We start from the raw sequence: 16,023 nt of genomic DNA, 5'->3' as shown, positions 1-16,023 counted from the left end.
ACAGCCAAGCTGGTTGCGCTTCGCGCAACGCGCCATGCCTGGCGCACACAAAAAAAGGGCTCTAAAAGAGCCCTTTCCTGCCGCGTGCGGCGTGCAACCCAACGCTGCGTTTAGCGCTTGTCGCGGCGCTTCTTGTCGGCCTTTTTATGGTGGCTCATCAAGCGGCGTTTTTTGTTCACCTGACGGTCGGTCAAGGTGTTCTTGTTGCCTTCGTACGGGTTGTCACTGCCTTTGAACTCGATGCGGATCGGCGTGCCGACCAGCTTCAGTACGCGGCGGTAGGTGTTTTCCAGGTAGCGCACGTAGGACTTCGGCACCTTTTCCACCTGGTTACCGTGAATCACAATAATCGGCGGGTTGGCGCCACCCAGGTGGGCATAGCGCAGCTTGATCCGGCGGCTGTTGACCATCGGTGGCGCGTGCTCGCCTACGGCATCTTCCAGGATCTGGGTCAGGCGGCTGGTCGGCCAGCGAGTGACCGCCGACTTGAACGAGTTCTGCACCGACGCGTAGAGGTTGCCCACGCCCGTACCGTGCAGCGCCGAGATGAAGTGGATGTCGGCAAACTCAACGAAGAACAGGCGACGCTGCAGCTCGATCTTGACGAAGTCGCGCTCACTGGGAGTCATGCCGTCCCATTTGTTGATCGCGATCACCAGGGCACGGCCGGCTTCCAGGGCAAAGCCCAAGAGGTTGAGGTCGTGGTCCACCACCCCTTCGCGGGCGTCCATCACAAAGATCACCACGTTGGCGTCCTTGATGGCTTGCAGGGTTTTCACCACGGAGAACTTTTCGACTTCTTCGTGGATCTTGCCGCGCTTGCGCACACCGGCGGTGTCGATCAGCGTGTACTTTTCCTCGTTGCGCTCGAACGGGATGTAAATGCTGTCACGGGTAGTGCCGGGCTGGTCATACACGATGACCCGCTCTTCACCGAGCATGCGGTTGACCAGCGTCGACTTGCCGACGTTAGGGCGACCGATGATAGCGATCTTGATACCGTCTTTTTCGCTGGGGCCCGGAATGCGCTTGGCTTCCTCACCCTCGGCGACGATTTCCTCTTCCTCGCCTTCTGCAGGTTCCTCTTCGTCCTTGGGGAAAGACTGCAAGGCGATTTCCAGCATCTGGCTGATGCCACGACCGTGGGCGCCCGCGATCGGGATCGCATCCCCCAGGCCCATCGGGCTGAATTCGGCGCGGGCCAGTTCAGGATCGATGTTGTCGATCTTGTTGGCGACCACGTAGGAACGCTTGTTGCGCTTGCGCAGGTGCTCGCCAATCATCTGGTCGGCTGCGGTGTAGCCCGCACGGGCGTCCACCAGGAACAACACGACATCGGCTTCTTCAATGGCCAGCAGCGACTGCTCGGCCATCTTTTCGTCCATGCCATGCTCATCACCGGAGATACCGCCGGTGTCGATAATGATGTAGGAGCGCCCTTGCCACTTTGCCTCACCGTATTGGCGGTCACGGGTCAGACCGGACAAGTCGCCGACGATGGCGTCGCGAGTCCTGGTCAGGCGGTTGAACAGGGTGGACTTGCCGACATTGGGGCGGCCCACCAGGGCGATTACGGGAACCATGCGGCTCTCCACTTCGTTATTTCAGAAAATACAAAAGCCGCTGCAAGGCAGCGGCTGGTGCTCGGGGCAGCACGGGAACGTGCCGCATGCCCCGCCGAAACGGGGCCGCCTGGGGATGACCCCAAGCATAGTTGCTTACTTGATGGTCAGCGCTTCCAGCTTGCCGCTGTTGCCGTACACATAAAGCATGTTACCCACCACCAGCGGACGGGCACGCAGGCCGTCGCTGTCGATACGCTCGCGACCGACGAAACGACCGTCTACCTGGCTCAGCAGGTGCAGGTAGCCTTCGAAGTCGCCCACTGCCACATAGCTGGAGAACACTTCCGGTGCCGACAATTGACGGCGGGCCAGGGAGTCGTTGCTCCACAACGCGGTGGTGGAACGCTCGTCGACACTTTCAACAGTGCCAGACGCCAGGCTCACATAGACGCTGCCAAACCCTTGGGCGATACCTGCATAGCTGGACGCGTCACGCTGCCAGTTGATGCGGCCGCTTTCCAGGTCCAGTGCCGCGACACGGCCTTGGTAGGTCACCACGTAGAGGGTTTCACCCGACAGCAGCAGGCCGCCGTCGATGTCCACCACGCGATCCAGCTCGGAGCGACCCTGAGGGATGGCCACACGGGTTTCCCACGCGGGTACGCCGTTCTGGGTGTCCAGGGCGACTACTTTACCGGTGGACAGGCCAGCCAGCGCCAAGTGATTGGTCACAACCGGACCACTGGTCCCGCGCAAGGTCAGCACCGCAGGGGTGCTGTCGTACAGCCAGCGCTGGTTGCCGGTGGAGGCGTCAAGGCCGATCACGCGGTCATCCTGGGTTTGCACGACCACAACGTCGCCGTTGGAAGCCGGTGCGGCGAGGACTTCGCTGGTCACGCGAGCACGCCACTTTTCTTCACCGCTGCTGGAGTCCAGGGCCACCACGTCGCCCTTGAGCGTACCGACCAACACCAGACCGTAGCCAACACCCACACCGCCGGATACCGGCAGCTCGAGGTCTTTCTTCCACTTGACGTCACCGGTCATGCGGTCCATGGCGACCACAACACCTTCAGCGTCGGCCGCCACAATGTTGTCGCCGTCGATAGCCGGCTCCAGCAGGTTGTAGAGCTCACCCTGACCGTCGCCAATGGAGCGGCTCCACTGCTTTTGCAGGACCACTTCTTCCTTGAAGCTGGTCAGCTCGGCCGGAGGCAGTTCTTTTTTGCTGTTGCTGCTGCAACCCGCGGCCAAAACGGCCAGAGCCAGCAATGCTGCATGTTTCCAACGGATCACGTCACGCATCCCCTTTGGCCAGGTCGTCCAGCTTGATTTGTAAGCCACCGACCGCTGCTTCATCAGACAGCGCCGCCTTGGCTTTTTGGTACGCAGCATTGGCTTCGTCGGTACGACCCAGTTGAACCAGCAGGTCGCCCTTGAGCTCTTCACGAGCTGCCAGGAATGCCTTGTCAGCATCGCCGTCGAGCAGTTTGAGTGCTTCGTCGGCCTTGTTTTGTGCCGCCAGCACCTGGGCCAGGCGCTGACGGGCGATTTCGCCGAGTGTGCCGTTGGCCGGTTTGTCGGTGATGGCTTTCAGCTCGGAAGCCGCGTCGTCCAGCTTGCCGGTGTCCACCGCCACTTTGGCAACAAAGAGGCTGCCGTACTGGGCGTAAGGGCTGCCGCCGTATTCGCTTTTCAGTTTGCCAGCCAGGTCCGCCACTTGGGCAGGATCAGGCTTGCCGGTTGGCGTCAGCGTGGTTTCCAGCAATTGCTGATAGAGGTTCGAGGCACCTTGCGACTGGTTGGCCTGATACTTGTGCCAGGCTTGCCAGCCGAACACCACCACTAATGCCAGCAAGCCGCCGGTGACCAGGGGTTTGCCGTTACGCTGCCACCAGTCTTTGAACTCGGCCAGCTGTTCGTCTTCAGTACTCGACACCCCAACACTCCTTAATCGCTAAATTCGGCTGTTTGACAGCTTCAACCCTGCACGACGCAGGTGGCCAAGTGCGCAGCGAGCGCATCAAAGGCAATACTTTGTTGTTCGCCCTGACCACGCAGGGGTTTGAAACCTACCACTTGCTGGGCCAACTCGTCATCGCCCAGGATCAGTGCATACAAGGCACCGCTCTTGTCGGCTTTCTTGAACTGGCTCTTGAAACTGCCAGCGCCGGCATTGATCTGCAAGCGCAGGTTGGGCAGTTGGTCACGGACCTTTTCGCTCAAGGCCAGGGCGGCCAGTTCGGCGGCCTCGCCAAAGGCGCAGAGGTAGACGTCCACCTGACGGGAAATGGATTCTGGCACCTGCTCCAGGGTTTCAAGCATCAGGATCAGACGCTCGATGCCCATCGCAAAGCCCACCCCACTGCTCGGCTTGCCACCCATCTGTTCGACCAGGCCGTCGTAACGGCCACCGGCACACACGGTGCCCTGGGCGCCGAGCTTGTCGGTGACCCACTCGAACACGGTCTTGCTGTAATAGTCCAGGCCACGCACCAGCTTGGGGTTGATCACGTACGGAATACCGGCGGCGTCCAGGCGAGCCTTGAGGCCCTCGAAGTGCACGCGGGATTCTTCGTCGAGGTAATCGGCCATCTTTGGCGCGCCCACCAGAACGGCCTGAGTTTCGGCGTTCTTGGTGTCCAGGACCCGCAACGGGTTGGTCTTGAGGCGGCGCTGGCTGTCTTCGTCGAGCTTGTCCAGGTGAGCAGACAGGTATTCGACCAGGGCAACGCGGTAGCGGCCCCGGGACTCGCTGGTGCCCAGGCTGTTGAGTTCGAGCTTGACCGCATCGCGGATGCCCAGCTCGCCCCACAGGCGCCAGGTCAACACGATCAGCTCGGCGTCGATGTCCGGGCCGTCAAGGTTGAACACCTCGAGGCCAATCTGGTGAAACTGGCGATAACGGCCTTTTTGCGGGCGCTCGTGGCGAAACATCGGGCCGATGTACCACAGCTTTTGCGGCTGGGCACTGCCGATCAGGCCATGTTCCAGCACGGCGCGCACGCACGCGGCGGTGCCTTCCGGACGCAGGGTCAGGGAGTCGCCGTTACGGTCCTCAAAGGTGTACATCTCTTTTTCGACGATGTCGGTCACTTCACCGATGGAGCGCTTGAACAGCTCGGTGAACTCGACGATCGGCATGCGGATCTGCTTGTAACCGTAGTTATCCAGCAGGCGCGCGACAGTGCCCTCGAAGTAACGCCACAAAGGCGTCTGCTCCGGCAGGATGTCGTTCATGCCACGAATGGCTTGCAGAGACTTGCTCACATCTAGTCCTTAAATTCGTTCAATCAGCCGCGCGCGATCAGCGCTGCGTCAGCGGCGACCTTTTCGGCCGCTTTCTCGCGGATCAGCCTTTCCAGCTCGTCCACCAGATTGTCATTCGTCAGTTTCTGCGACGGCTTGCCGTCGATGTAAATCAGGTTCGGCGTACCGCCGGTCAGGCCCACGTGCGCCTCTTTGGCTTCACCCGGCCCGTTGACCACACAGCCGATCACCGCAACATCCAGCGGCACCAGCAGGTCTTCGAGGCGCCCTTCGAGTTCGTTCATGGTTTTCACCACGTCGAAGTTCTGCCGCGAGCAGCTCGGGCAAGCAATGAAGTTGATGCCACGGGAACGCAAATGCAGGGACTTGAGAATGTCGTAACCGACTTTCACTTCCTCTACCGGGTCTGCCGCCAGGGAGATGCGAATAGTATCGCCAATCCCTTCGGCCAGCAGCATACCTAGACCCACCGCAGATTTCACTGTGCCTGAACGCAAGCCGCCTGCTTCGGTAATGCCCAAATGCAGCGGCTGGACAATTTCCTTGGCCAGCAGGCGGTAGGCTGCGACAGCCATGAACACGTCGGAAGCCTTTACGCTGACCTTGAAGTCCTGGAAATTCAGGCGTTCCAGGTGCTCGACATGGCGCAGGGCCGACTCCACCAGCGCAGCTGGCGTCGGCTCGCCGTATTTCTTTTGCAGGTCTTTTTCCAGGGAACCGGCGTTCACCCCGATACGGATCGGAATCCCGCGGTCCCGAGCGGCGTCGACCACGGCGCGAACACGGTCTTCACGACCAATATTGCCCGGGTTGATGCGCAGGCAGTCCACACCCAGTTCGGCCACGCGCAATGCGATCTTGTAGTCGAAGTGAATGTCAGCCACCAGCGGCACTTTAACCAGCTGCTTGATGCGACCGAACGCCTCGGCGGCGTCCATGTCCGGAACAGAAACCCGCACGATGTCCACACCCGCGGCTTCCAGGCGGTTGATCTGGGCCACCGTGGCGGCCACATCGTTGGTGTCGCTGTTGGTCATGCTCTGCACCGCGATGGGGGCATCGCCGCCCACCGGCACCGAGCCGACCCAGATCTTGCGCGATACGCGACGTTTGATTGGAGATTCGCCGTGCATGACTTATTGTCCCAACTTCAGGCGAGCAGTCTCGCCACTGGTGAACGGCGCCACGTCCACAGGCTGGCCGTTGAAGGCCACTTGCGCGCCACGGGCATAACCCAGACGCAGCGTCAAAGGTGGCTTGCCGCTTTGATCAAGCGTATCTCCCTTACGCTTCAGACCGCTAAACAGCACTTTGCCATTACCGTCGGTGACTTGCGTCCAGCAGTCAGCGACGAAGGTGATCTGGATATGCCCGTCACCCGCGAGGGTCACTGGAGCAGGCGCCACGGGGGCTGTCGCAACCGGGGCAGCCGGGGTTGCGGGCGCCGGAGCCGCCGGAGCGACCGGGGTATGCGCCGCAGGGGCTGCCGGTGCGGGCACCGCAGCGGTCGGCGCAGGCTCGATGGCGGCAGGCGGCTCAGCGGCAGGCTGATCTTGCGGGGCCACCGGGGCCTGTGCGGCCGCCTGGTCTTCCGGCTCGTCCAGGGGGTGGATTTGCGTGGTGCCGTCGGCGCTTTCGACTTCGACGTGCTCCAAAGCGTTGTTGGTCAGGTCTTTGTTACGCTGGGAGGTCTGGTCTTGCCACCAGACAAAACCACCGCCGATCACGGCGATCAGCAGCAACAGGCTGACAATTCGCAAAATAGTGTGGGAAACCCGTACCGGCTCTTCGATGCGGCCCAAGCCATGGACGTTGCTGCCCTGGGAGTCGGTGCCGGTGATCTGGTCGAATTCCTGGACCAGTACGGCCTGGTCGATACCCAGCAATTTGGCATAGGCACGAATGTAGCCACGGGCAAAGGTGTGCCCCGGCAGCTTGTCGAATGCGCCGGCTTCCAGGTTGCCCAATGAAGTAGGGGTCAAATTGAGCTTGAGGGCCACTTCTGCCAGCGACCAGCCATTGCTTTCACGGGCCAGACGCAAAGTCTCGCCAGGGTTTGTGCGATTAGCTGCTACAACTTCCGGGTGCGCCGCTTTCATCATTGCTCCGACAGGTATTGCTGATATTCCGGCGTACCGGGATAGAGTCGTTCGAGTTGCTGGCCAAATCGTGCGGCCTTGTCGCGTTCTTCATGAACCGTCGCCAGGCGCACACCGAGCAATAGACTACGTGCATTTTGCCCGCCGAGCAGGCTAAAACGCTCGTAGTAGTCACGTGCTGGCACATAATGCCTGTCTTCGAAGGACAACTCAGCCATTTCGAGCAAGGCTCGTGGCTGGCGCTGGTTCAGGTGCAGGGCTTTTTCCAGGTGCTGGCGCGCCGTGTCGCGCTGGCCGAGCTGCTTGGAGGTCACCCCAAGGTTCTCGAATACGCGCGCACGCTCAGGATAGAGGGTATCGGCGGCGGCTTGCTGAAAATACGCTGAAGCCTGCTCATATCGTTTCTGCTGGAACAGGAAACTGCCGTAATTGTTAAGCAGCCTCGGATCGGCGGGCCGGGCGGCCAGCGCCTTGAGGAAATACCCCTGCGCCAGTGCAGGCTCGGCCTGGGCCTGGAATACCAGCCCCAGCGCTGCATTGGCGCCGGCATCATCGTCATCCAGCTCCAGCGCTTTTTTCAGCGGGACCTTGGCCTGCTCGGTCATGCCTTGTTGCAAATAGCCCAAGCCCAATTGCACGTAGGCGGCACGCGCTTCGTCACGCCCCTTGTCGGTTTGCAACGGGCTGTGAGAGCCCGATGAAATACAGCCCGTCGCAAGACTGGCAACCAACCACAGCAGCGCAAGGCGCAAGGGCATAGAGATCCTCTCTCAGGTTCGCGTCGCGGCGCTTTGCGGCATATCGCTGTCGGCGTTCAACTCGCGCACGGCAATATAACGTTCGCTGCGACGGGTGCGATCCAGCACCTGTCCTACCAATTGGCCACAGGCGGCATCGATGTCCTCGCCGCGCGTGGTGCGCACGGTGACGTTGAAACCGGCCTGGTGCAGTTGATCCTGGAAACGGCGGATAGCATTGTTGCTCGGCCGTTCGTAGCCAGAATGGGGAAACGGGTTAAACGGAATCAGGTTGATCTTGCACGGGACATTTTTGAGCAGCTCGATCATCTCGACGGCGTGCTCAACCTTGTCGTTGATGTCCTTGAGCAAGGTGTACTCGACTGTCAGCACACGCTTCTCGCCCAGGGACGACATATAGCGCTGGCAAGATTCGAGCAGCATCTTAAGCGGATACTTCTTGTTGATCGGCACCAATTGGTTACGCAATGCGTCATTGGGTGCGTGCAGCGACAACGCCAGGGAGACGTCGATGTGCTTGGCCAGCTCATCGATCATCGGGACCACGCCGGAGGTCGACAGGGTCACGCGGCGCTTGGAAATGCCGTAGCCCAGGTCGTCCATCATCAGGCGCATGGCCGAAATGACGTTGTCAAAGTTCAGCAGCGGCTCACCCATGCCCATCATCACCACGTTGGTGATGGCACGGTCGACGGTCGCCGGGACGCTGCCAAAGGATTTGTTGGCAATCCACACCTGGCCGATCACTTCCGCGGCGGTGAGGTTGCTGTTGAAGCCTTGCTTGCCGGTGGAGCAGAAACTGCAGTCCAGGGCACAGCCTGCCTGGGACGAAACGCACAAGGTGCCGCGCTTGCCCTGGGGAATGTAGACCGTCTCGACGCAGCTGCCGGACGCCACGCGCACCACCCACTTACGGGTGCCGTCGCTGGAAATGTCCTCGCTAACCACCTCGGGACCGCGAATTTCAGCAACGACCTTGAGCTTTTCGCGCAAGGCCTTGCTGACGTTCGTCATGGCGTCGAAATCGTCGACACCAAAGTGGTGAATCCACTTCATTACCTGACCGGCACGGAAACGCTTCTCCCCGATCGAGTCGAAGAATTTTTCCATTTCCTCCTGGGTCAGACCCAGCAGGTTGGCTTTAACAGTCGATGTAGTCATGGATTCACCCTCACTCTTTAAGCCAATGCTTAGCGAGCGGTTACTTCAGTAGCAGCGAAAAAGTAAGCGATTTCGCGAGCAGCAGCAGCTTCGGAGTCCGAGCCGTGAACAGCGTTGGCGTCGATGGACTCGGCGAAGTCAGCACGGATGGTGCCGGCAGCCGCTTCTTTAGGGTTGGTAGCGCCCATCAGCTCACGGTTCAGAGCGATAGCGTTTTCGCCTTCCAGCACCTGAACAACAACAGGACCGGAGATCATGAAAGCAACCAGGTCGCCGAAGAAACCACGGGCGCTGTGCTCAGCGTAGAAGCCTTCAGCTTCAGCCTTGGACAGTTGCTTGAGTTTCGACGCTACAACCTTCAGGCCGGCTTTTTCGAAACGGGTGGTGATCTCGCCGATAACGTTTTTTGCAACAGCGTCAGGCTTGATGATGGAGAAAGTGCGTTGAACAGCCATGGTGTAACTCCAGAAACGGTAATGTGCGAAAAATTAAACCCGCGAATTATACGCGGGTTATTGGGTATTGCCTAACTGCGTAAAAAGGTGAATCAGTCTGCTTCTTCGATCCACAGGCCTTGTATTGCCTCAAGCACCTTCTCGCCACCCCGATCCGGGACGTCATCGAATTCCGGCAATTGCATCACAAGGTTGCGCAACTTGACGAAGTTCACCGACAGCGGATTGACATCCGGGTGGGCCTCAGCCAGTTGTATAGCGATTTCTTGTACATCAACCCATTTCAGACTCATGACATTTCCTTGAATCAGTGCGGCGCTTCGGCGGCATGGTTGAGCGAATATTTCGGGATTTCAACGGTAATGTCTTCGGTCCCGACGATGGCCTGGCAGGTCAGGCGCGACGTCGCTTCCAGGCCCCAGGCGCGGTCGAGGTAGTCTTCTTCCAGCTCGTCCGCTTCGTTCAGCGAGTTGAACCCTTCGCGAATCACGCAGTGACAGGTCGTGCAGGCGCAAACGCCGCCGCAGGCGCTCTCGATTTCAATGTGGTTGTCGTGAGCGACTTCGAGAATGGACTTGCCGGTCTCTGCCTCCACAACCATACCGTCCGGGCAATGCTCGGCGTGTGGCAGAAAAATGATCTGCGGCATCAGTTATTCCTCGATTTCATTCAGGTTGCGCCCCGCCAGTGCGGCTTTAACCGTCTGGTCCATGCGGCGGGCGGCAAAGGCATCGGTGACTTGCGACAGGCGCTTGGTCTGCTGCTCGATGGCGTAGCCATCGCTGCCTTTCATCAGTTCGGCCAGTTCCTGCAGTTGCAGGTCGATGACCATGCGCTCTTCGGCGTCCAGCAAGCGCTCACCGTCCGCCTCAAGGGCGCCCTGCACAGCTTCGATCAGGCGCTGGGCATCCACTTGCTGCTCACGCAGTACGCGAGCGACCTTGTCGTCACCGGCGTACTGAAACGAATCCTTGAGCATCTTGGCGATTTCGCCGTCGGTCAGCCCATAAGACGGTTTGACCTGGATGCTGGCCTCAACACCCGACCCCAACTCGCGGGCAGCGACATTGAGCAAGCCATCGGCATCGACCTGGAAGGTCACGCGGATTTTCGCAGCCCCGGCCACCATCGCCGGGATACCGCGCAATTCAAACCGCGCCAGGGAGCGGCAGTCGCTGATCAGCTCGCGCTCGCCTTGCAGCACATGAATCATCATGGCCGTCTGGCCATCTTTGTACGTGGTGAAGTCCTGGGCACGGGCGACGGGGATGGTGGTGTTACGCGGAATCACCTTTTCCATCAGGCCGCCCATGGTTTCCAGCCCCAGGGACAGCGGAATCACGTCCAGCAGCAGCAATTCGCCGCCTTCACGCTTGTTGCCGGCCAAGGTGTCGGCCTGGATCGCAGCGCCAATGGCCACGACTTGATCCGGGTCGATCTCGGTCAGCGGCTGACGACCAAAGGCCTCGGCGACGGCTTCGCGCACACGGGGCACACGGGTCGAACCGCCCACCATCACCACGGCGCCCACCTCTTCGAGCTCGATACCGGAGTCACGCACGGCGCGGCGGCAGGCTTTGAGGCTGCGGGCGATCATGGGCTCGATCAGCGTATCGAAGGCTTCACGCGTCAGCTGGGCGGACCAACTGCCGTAGGACACTTGCACAGAAGCCGCATCGGTCAGCGCTTCTTTGGCAGCGCAGGCAATTTGCAGCAGGTTGCGTTGCGCGCCGGGATCCAGGTCTGCGGACAAGCCCGCCCCCTCGATGATCCAGCCCGCAATGGCGTGATCGAAGTCATCGCCGCCCAGGGCACTGTCGCCGCCGGTCGCCAGTACCTCAAAGACCCCGCCTGTGAGGCGCAGGATCGAAATATCGAACGTGCCGCCGCCCAGGTCATAAATCGCAACCAGGCCTTCCGCGTGCTGGTCCAGCCCATACGCCACGGCCGCAGCCGTAGGCTCGTTGAGCAGGCGCAATACGTTCAGGCCAGCCAGCTTCGCCGCATCTTTGGTGGCTTGGCGCTGGGCGTCGTCGAAATACGCAGGCACGGTAATCACCGCCCCGACCAGCTCACCGCCCAAGGTGTTTTCTGCGCGCTGGCGCAGCACCTTGAGGATATCGGCCGACACTTGCACCGGGCTTTTCGGGCCCTGGACGGTGTCGATGAACGGCATATGGGATTCGCCGCCGACAAAACGGTACGGCAGTTGCTCGCCCAGTTGCTTGACGTCGGACAAACCACGCCCCATCAAGCGCTTGACCGACAACACGGTATTGAGAGGGTCTGCGGCGGCCGCCAACTTAGCTGACGCGCCCACTTCGGTGCGATCAGCGTGATAACGCACGGCGGACGGCAGGATCACCTGGCCATCAGCGTCGGGCAGTGGCTCGGACAGGCCGCTGCGCAAGGCAGCGACCAGGGAGTTGGTGGTACCCAGGTCAATCCCGACCGCCAGGCGACGCTGGTGCGGTTGAGGGCTTTGGCCGGGTTCGGCGATTTGCAGTAGAGCCATGGTAATCAGGTCTTATCTGTCTATCAGGCGTGCAACACGGGCAGCACTGGGTTAATCGTCGAGGCGCTCTTCTAGCTGGCGCACTTCGTAGGTGAGCTTGTCGAGAAACTGCATGCGCCGCATCAGGCGCTCGGCCTGCTCGCGTTGCGCCGCATCATCCCAGCAGGCTGCGAAGCTTTCGTTGAGTTCGTCCTGGGCCGTTTTCAGACGCCGCTTGAACACCGCAACACCCGCCAGATCGGCTTCGTCTTGCAGGTCTTCAAGTTCTTCACGCCATTGCATCTGCTGCATCAGGAAGTCGGGATCGTGCACCGTCACTTCCAATGGCAGCTCGCCGCCCTTCATCGCCAGCAGGTAACGCGCGCGTTTGGGGGGGCTTTTGAGCGTCTGATAGGCTTCGTTGAGGCTGGCGGACTTCTCCAGCGCCACGCGCTGCTCACGCTCGGAAGCGTCAGCGAAGCGGTCCGGGTGAACCCCACGCGCCAACTCTCGGTAGCGCGTGGCAAGCTGCTCGAGGTCCAGCCGGAAACCGGGCTGCAACTCGAATAAAGCAAAGTGACAAGGAGTACCCACAATCAGCCTCAGATGTTGAAGCTTTCGCCGCAGCCACATTCACCGCGTACGTTGGGGTTGTTGAACTTGAAGCCTTCGTTCAACCCTTCCTTGACGAAATCAAGCTCGGTGCCGTCTAGGTAGGTCAGGCTCTTGAGGTCGATGATCACTTTCTCGCCGTGACTCTCGAACACCTGGTCCTCTTCAACCACCTCGTCGACGAACTCCAGCACGTAGGCAAGGCCGGAACAGCCCGTGGTGCGCACACCCAGACGAATCCCCTCACCTTTACCGCGCCCGTCCAGGGAACGTCGCACGTGCCGCGCAGCCGCTTCTGTCATGCTGATAGCCATCGTTGACTCCTTACTCGTCGCCCAATGCTTAGATCAAGCCTTTCTTCTGCTTGTAGTCGCGAACGGCCGCCTTGATGGCGTCTTCTGCGAGTACCGAGCAGTGGATTTTCACTGGCGGCAGGGCCAGTTCTTCGGCCAGCTGGGTGTTGCTGATGGTGACAGCCTCGTCCAGTGTCTTGCCTTTCATCCATTCGGTCGCTAGGGAGCTGGACGCAATGGCCGAACCGCAGCCATAGGTCTTGAACTTGGCGTCTTCGATAACGCCCGCGTCGTTGACCTTGATCTGCAAACGCATCACGTCGCCGCACGCTGGTGCGCCAACCATGCCAGTGCCGACATCCGGGTCTTCGGCGTCCATCTTGCCGACGTTACGCGGGTTTTCGTAGTGGTCGATGACCTTTTCGCTGTAAGCCATGGTACTGAATCCTCACTCATCAGGGCCGCTCTGGAGCCCCGTAACAACGCCTGCGTTTTCCGCCACGTTCTTACAGAGCCCTTGGGTGGCGGCTTCTATAGTTAGTGTGCCGCCCACTCGATCTTGGAGATGTCGACGCCGTCCTTGTACATGTCCCACAGCGGCGACAGGGTACGCAGTTTGGTCACGGCCTCGCAGACTTTCTGCGCGGCGTAATCGATGTCTTCTTCGGTGGTGAAACGGCCGAACGTAAAGCGGATGGAGCTGTGTGCCAGTTCGTCGTTGCGGCCCAGGGCGCGCAGCACGTACGAAGGCTCGAGCGATGCCGAGGTGCAGGCCGAGCCGGACGAAACGGCCAGGTCCTTGAGCGCCATGATCAGCGACTCGCCTTCGACATAGTTGAAGCTCAAATTCAGGTTGTGCGGCACGCGGGCCGTCATGCTGCCATTGATGTACAGCTCTTCAAGGTTTTCGACCTGCTTGTAGAAGCGGTCGCTCAAAGCCTTGATGCGTACGTTTTCGGCTGCCATGTCTTCTTTGGCAACGCGGAACGCTTCGCCCATGCCGACGATCTGGTGAGTCGCCAGGGTGCCCGAACGCATGCCGCGCTCGTGACCGCCGCCGTGCATAGTGGCTTCGATGCGCACGCGAGGCTTGCGGCTCACGTACAGGGCGCCGATGCCTTTGGGGCCGTAGGTCTTGTGCGCAGAGAACGACATCATGTCCACTTTCAGCTTTGACAGGTCGATGTCGACCTTGCCGGTGGACTGAGCGGCGTCGACATGCAGCAACACGCCTTTGGAGCGGGTCAGCTCGCCGATGGCGGCGATGTCGTTGATGGTGCCGATCTCGTTGTTCACGTGGATCACGGACACCAGGATAGTGTCGTCACGCAAGGCCGCCTCGATCATCTCGGGCGTCACGATGCCGTCGGTGGTCGGTTCCAGGTAAGTCACTTCGAACCCTTCACGCTCCAGTTGGCGCATGGTGTCCAGGACAGCCTTGTGCTCGATCTTGGTGGTGATCAGGTGTTTGCCCTTGGTGGAGTAGAAATGCGCTGCCCCCTTGATGGCCAGGTTGTCGGACTCGGTGGCACCGGAGGTCCAGACGATTTCACGCGGGTCGGCATTGACCAGATCGGCGACCTGGCGGCGAGCGTTTTCGACCGCTTCCTCGGCTTTCCAGCCGAACACGTGGGAACGGGAAGCCGGGTTGCCGAAGTTTCCGTCAACCAGCAGGCATTCGCTCATCTTCTGCGCAACACGCGGATCGACCGGGGTGGTCGCTGAGTAATCAAGGTAAATAGGCAACTTCATGGTCTTTCTCCTAAATCAGGCTGGCTGGCGTGCCGTTAGCTCTTCGGCTGTCACTCGACGGCGGACGCTTCGATCTTGTCCAGACGCGGCGCGTTCGTGTTGCAACGGCGCTGGTCCTGACGCTGGGCTACTTCTTGCACTTCACGGCGAGTTACAAGATCAGCCAAGCTGATACCACTCAAAAACTCATGGATCTGCAGGCTCAGGTCGCACCACAGGTGGTGGGTCAGGCAGGTATCACCGGCATGGCAATCACCCAGGCCCTGGCATTTGGTGGCATCAACCGATTCGTTGACTGCGTCGATCACCTGCGCCACCTGAATGCCCTGCATGTCGCGCGACAATTGATAGCCGCCACCTGGCCCGCGAACGCTGGACACCAGGTTGCTGCGGCGCAATTTGGCGAACAACTGTTCAAGGTAAGACAGGGAAATGCCTTGGCGCTCGGAGATATCGGCCAGGGACACCGGCCCAGTTTGCGCGTGCAAAGCCAAGTCAAGCATGGCGGTCACCGCGTATCGGCCTTTTGTAGTCAGTCTCATGGACAAGTACCAAGGTGTTTCAGAATGGGAGCAAGTATGCGATTCCCGAGTATTTAAGTCAACTATAAGACCTAGTACTTTAGTCAGGAATACCCGCAAAAAGGGCGCGCGAATAATAGCAGGGTGGGGGCAGATCGACCAGCAGGATAAGGACGAGGGCGCCCCTGCAAGACCAGTGGCCAGTCAGCCTGTGAGCGCGGCGAGCCCGCCCCCACAGGATTTTGCGTCTTTCTAGCGGCTCAGCCCGCCTTGGTACTGCTTTCGCTCTTGATCTCGGCGAAGTCTTCTTCGCGCAGCTCAGGCAGATCTTTCGCACAATAACTGCTGCCCAGATCCTTCAGCGCACCGCACATGCCGTCCAGTTTGCCATCCACGGCCTGCAGGTGGTCCAGCAACTGGCCAATCGCACGCGCCACCGGGTCTGGCATGTCTTCACTGACACCATAGGCGTCAAAACCGATTTTCTCGGCCATGGCCTTGCGCTTGGCTTGCTGCTCGTCATTGGCGTCCGGCTTGACGATGATCCGCCCCGGAATCCCCACGACCGTCGCTCCCGGCGGGACCGCCTTGGTCACCACGGCATTAGAACCAACCTTGGCACCAGCGCCCACCGTAAACGGCCCCAGCACCTTGGCGCCCGCCCCTACGACCACACCGTTTTCCAGCGTGGGGTGGCGCTTGCCCTTGTTCCAAGTCGTGCCGCCCAGGGTCACCCCCTGATACAAGGTCACATCATCGCCGATTTCGGCCGTCTCGCCGATCACGATGCCCATGCCATGGTCGATAAAGAAACGGCGGCCCACCTTGGCACCCGGGTGAATCTCGATCCCGGTCAACCAGCGACCAAAGTTGGACACCAGCCGCGCCAGCCATTTCCACCCCATCCCCCATAAAGCGCCGGACAAGCGATGAATCCAGATGGCGTGCATGCCCGGGTAGCAGGTCAGCACTTCAAAGGCGTTGCGCGCCGCCGGGTCACGGTGGAAAACACTCTGGATATCTTCTCGCAAACGCTCGAACAT

General features: G+C 60.3%; 18 protein-coding genes. All 18 read right to left on the bottom strand.

Annotation, left to right across the window (positions count from 1 at the left end; genetic code table 11):
• Positions 1-110: 110 nt before the first annotated feature.
• The 18 genes from der to cysE all read right to left on the bottom strand — a co-directional run bounded on the left by der (position 111) and on the right by cysE (position 16,023).
• Positions 111-1,583, bottom strand: coding sequence for a ribosome biogenesis GTPase Der (der, locus tag ACW9H9_RS24220; protein ID WP_457345742.1), 1,473 nt, complete (start codon positions 1,581-1,583; stop codon positions 111-113).
• A gap of 135 nt (positions 1,584-1,718) precedes the next feature.
• The gene (gene bamB, locus ACW9H9_RS24215) at positions 1,719-2,870 is read right to left on the bottom strand and encodes an outer membrane protein assembly factor BamB (RefSeq protein ID WP_457345741.1); all 1,152 of its coding nucleotides are present in this window, start codon (positions 2,868-2,870) and stop codon (positions 1,719-1,721) included.
• On the bottom strand, positions 2,863-3,504 hold the full coding sequence (locus tag ACW9H9_RS24210; RefSeq protein ID WP_457345740.1) for a YfgM family protein: 642 nt from the start codon (positions 3,502-3,504) through the stop codon (positions 2,863-2,865). The genes bamB and ACW9H9_RS24210 overlap by 8 nt, the downstream gene beginning before the upstream one ends.
• A 41-nt stretch (positions 3,505-3,545) precedes the next feature.
• Positions 3,546-4,835 carry a histidine--tRNA ligase gene (hisS, locus tag ACW9H9_RS24205; protein WP_457345739.1) on the bottom strand — a complete coding sequence of 430 codons (1,290 nt, stop codon included), beginning with the start codon at positions 4,833-4,835 and terminating at the stop codon, positions 3,546-3,548.
• A 23-nt stretch (positions 4,836-4,858) separates the two neighbouring features.
• Complete coding sequence (gene ispG, locus ACW9H9_RS24200) at positions 4,859-5,968, bottom strand: flavodoxin-dependent (E)-4-hydroxy-3-methylbut-2-enyl-diphosphate synthase (protein WP_457345738.1); 1,110 nt, start codon at positions 5,966-5,968, stop codon at positions 4,859-4,861.
• A 3-nt stretch (positions 5,969-5,971) separates the two neighbouring features.
• Positions 5,972-6,934 carry a RodZ domain-containing protein gene (locus ACW9H9_RS24195; RefSeq protein ID WP_457345737.1) on the bottom strand — a complete coding sequence of 321 codons (963 nt, stop codon included), beginning with the start codon at positions 6,932-6,934 and terminating at the stop codon, positions 5,972-5,974.
• Positions 6,934-7,692, bottom strand: coding sequence for a type IV pilus biogenesis/stability protein PilW (pilW, locus tag ACW9H9_RS24190; RefSeq protein WP_457345736.1), 759 nt, complete (start codon positions 7,690-7,692; stop codon positions 6,934-6,936). Before pilW ends, ACW9H9_RS24195 begins: the two co-directional genes overlap by 1 nt.
• 12 nt (positions 7,693-7,704) lie before the next feature.
• Complete coding sequence (gene rlmN / locus ACW9H9_RS24185) at positions 7,705-8,853, bottom strand: 23S rRNA (adenine(2503)-C(2))-methyltransferase RlmN (protein WP_457345735.1); 1,149 nt, start codon at positions 8,851-8,853, stop codon at positions 7,705-7,707.
• A gap of 29 nt (positions 8,854-8,882) precedes the next feature.
• On the bottom strand, positions 8,883-9,308 hold the full coding sequence (gene ndk, locus ACW9H9_RS24180; RefSeq protein ID WP_060754319.1) for a nucleoside-diphosphate kinase: 426 nt from the start codon (positions 9,306-9,308) through the stop codon (positions 8,883-8,885).
• Between the two features lie 92 nt (positions 9,309-9,400).
• Positions 9,401-9,601: a Fe-S cluster assembly protein IscX gene (gene iscX / locus ACW9H9_RS24175; RefSeq protein WP_457345733.1), complete on the bottom strand. Its 201-nt coding sequence runs from the start codon at positions 9,599-9,601 to the stop codon at positions 9,401-9,403.
• Positions 9,602-9,615: 14 nt separating this feature from the next.
• Complete coding sequence (fdx, locus tag ACW9H9_RS24170) at positions 9,616-9,957, bottom strand: ISC system 2Fe-2S type ferredoxin (protein ID WP_457345732.1); 342 nt, start codon at positions 9,955-9,957, stop codon at positions 9,616-9,618.
• Positions 9,958-9,960: 3 nt separating this feature from the next.
• Positions 9,961-11,823 (bottom strand): Fe-S protein assembly chaperone HscA, encoded by a 1,863-nt coding sequence (gene hscA, locus ACW9H9_RS24165; protein WP_457345731.1) that lies wholly within the window; start codon positions 11,821-11,823, stop codon positions 9,961-9,963.
• A 51-nt stretch (positions 11,824-11,874) separates the two neighbouring features.
• Positions 11,875-12,396 (bottom strand): co-chaperone HscB, encoded by a 522-nt coding sequence (gene hscB / locus ACW9H9_RS24160; protein WP_457345730.1) that lies wholly within the window; start codon positions 12,394-12,396, stop codon positions 11,875-11,877.
• A gap of 8 nt (positions 12,397-12,404) precedes the next feature.
• Positions 12,405-12,728, bottom strand: a complete 324-nt coding sequence (gene iscA, locus ACW9H9_RS24155) for an iron-sulfur cluster assembly protein IscA (RefSeq protein ID WP_457345729.1) — start codon at positions 12,726-12,728, stop codon at positions 12,405-12,407.
• A 28-nt stretch (positions 12,729-12,756) separates the two neighbouring features.
• Positions 12,757-13,143, bottom strand: a complete 387-nt coding sequence (gene iscU / locus ACW9H9_RS24150) for a Fe-S cluster assembly scaffold IscU (protein ID WP_028617851.1) — start codon at positions 13,141-13,143, stop codon at positions 12,757-12,759.
• 101 nt (positions 13,144-13,244) lie between these two features.
• Positions 13,245-14,459 (bottom strand): IscS subfamily cysteine desulfurase, encoded by a 1,215-nt coding sequence (locus tag ACW9H9_RS24145; RefSeq protein ID WP_457345727.1) that lies wholly within the window; start codon positions 14,457-14,459, stop codon positions 13,245-13,247.
• A gap of 50 nt (positions 14,460-14,509) precedes the next feature.
• A complete protein-coding gene (gene iscR, locus ACW9H9_RS24140; RefSeq protein WP_457345726.1) occupies positions 14,510-15,001 on the bottom strand; it encodes a Fe-S cluster assembly transcriptional regulator IscR in 492 nt (163 codons plus the stop codon).
• A gap of 239 nt (positions 15,002-15,240) precedes the next feature.
• The gene (gene cysE / locus ACW9H9_RS24135; RefSeq protein WP_457345725.1) at positions 15,241-16,023 is read right to left on the bottom strand and encodes a serine O-acetyltransferase; all 783 of its coding nucleotides are present in this window, start codon (positions 16,021-16,023) and stop codon (positions 15,241-15,243) included.

The sequence above is a fragment of the Pseudomonas sp. SDO5215_S409 genome, from assembly GCF_054071325.1.
The sequence above is the reverse complement of the archived record's forward strand: the minus strand, read 5'-3'. Positions and strand labels throughout refer to the sequence as shown.

Excerpts from the sequence above, each read along its gene's own strand:
- iscU (WP_028617851.1), bottom strand. The coding sequence starts at position 13,143 with ATGGCTTACAGCGAAAAGGTCATCGACCACTACGAAAACCCGCGTAAC.
- cysE (WP_457345725.1), bottom strand. The coding sequence starts at position 16,023 with ATGTTCGAGCGTTTGCGAGAAGATATCCAGAGTGTTTTCCACCGTGAC.
- iscA (WP_457345729.1), bottom strand. The coding sequence starts at position 12,728 with ATGGCTATCAGCATGACAGAAGCGGCTGCGCGGCACGTGCGACGTTCC.
- ndk (WP_060754319.1), bottom strand. The coding sequence starts at position 9,308 with ATGGCTGTTCAACGCACTTTCTCCATCATCAAGCCTGACGCTGTTGCA.
- iscR (WP_457345726.1), bottom strand. The coding sequence starts at position 15,001 with ATGAGACTGACTACAAAAGGCCGATACGCGGTGACCGCCATGCTTGAC.
- rlmN (WP_457345735.1), bottom strand. The coding sequence starts at position 8,853 with ATGACTACATCGACTGTTAAAGCCAACCTGCTGGGTCTGACCCAGGAG.
- ACW9H9_RS24145 (WP_457345727.1), bottom strand. The coding sequence starts at position 14,459 with ATGAAGTTGCCTATTTACCTTGATTACTCAGCGACCACCCCGGTCGAT.
- hscA (WP_457345731.1), bottom strand. The coding sequence starts at position 11,823 with ATGGCTCTACTGCAAATCGCCGAACCCGGCCAAAGCCCTCAACCGCAC.
- ACW9H9_RS24195 (WP_457345737.1), bottom strand. The coding sequence starts at position 6,934 with ATGAAAGCGGCGCACCCGGAAGTTGTAGCAGCTAATCGCACAAACCCT.
- iscX (WP_457345733.1), bottom strand. The coding sequence starts at position 9,601 with ATGAGTCTGAAATGGGTTGATGTACAAGAAATCGCTATACAACTGGCT.
- ispG (WP_457345738.1), bottom strand. The coding sequence starts at position 5,968 with ATGCACGGCGAATCTCCAATCAAACGTCGCGTATCGCGCAAGATCTGG.
- bamB (WP_457345741.1), bottom strand. The coding sequence starts at position 2,870 with ATGCGTGACGTGATCCGTTGGAAACATGCAGCATTGCTGGCTCTGGCC.
- pilW (WP_457345736.1), bottom strand. The coding sequence starts at position 7,692 with ATGCCCTTGCGCCTTGCGCTGCTGTGGTTGGTTGCCAGTCTTGCGACG.
- der (WP_457345742.1), bottom strand. The coding sequence starts at position 1,583 with ATGGTTCCCGTAATCGCCCTGGTGGGCCGCCCCAATGTCGGCAAGTCC.
- fdx (WP_457345732.1), bottom strand. The coding sequence starts at position 9,957 with ATGCCGCAGATCATTTTTCTGCCACACGCCGAGCATTGCCCGGACGGT.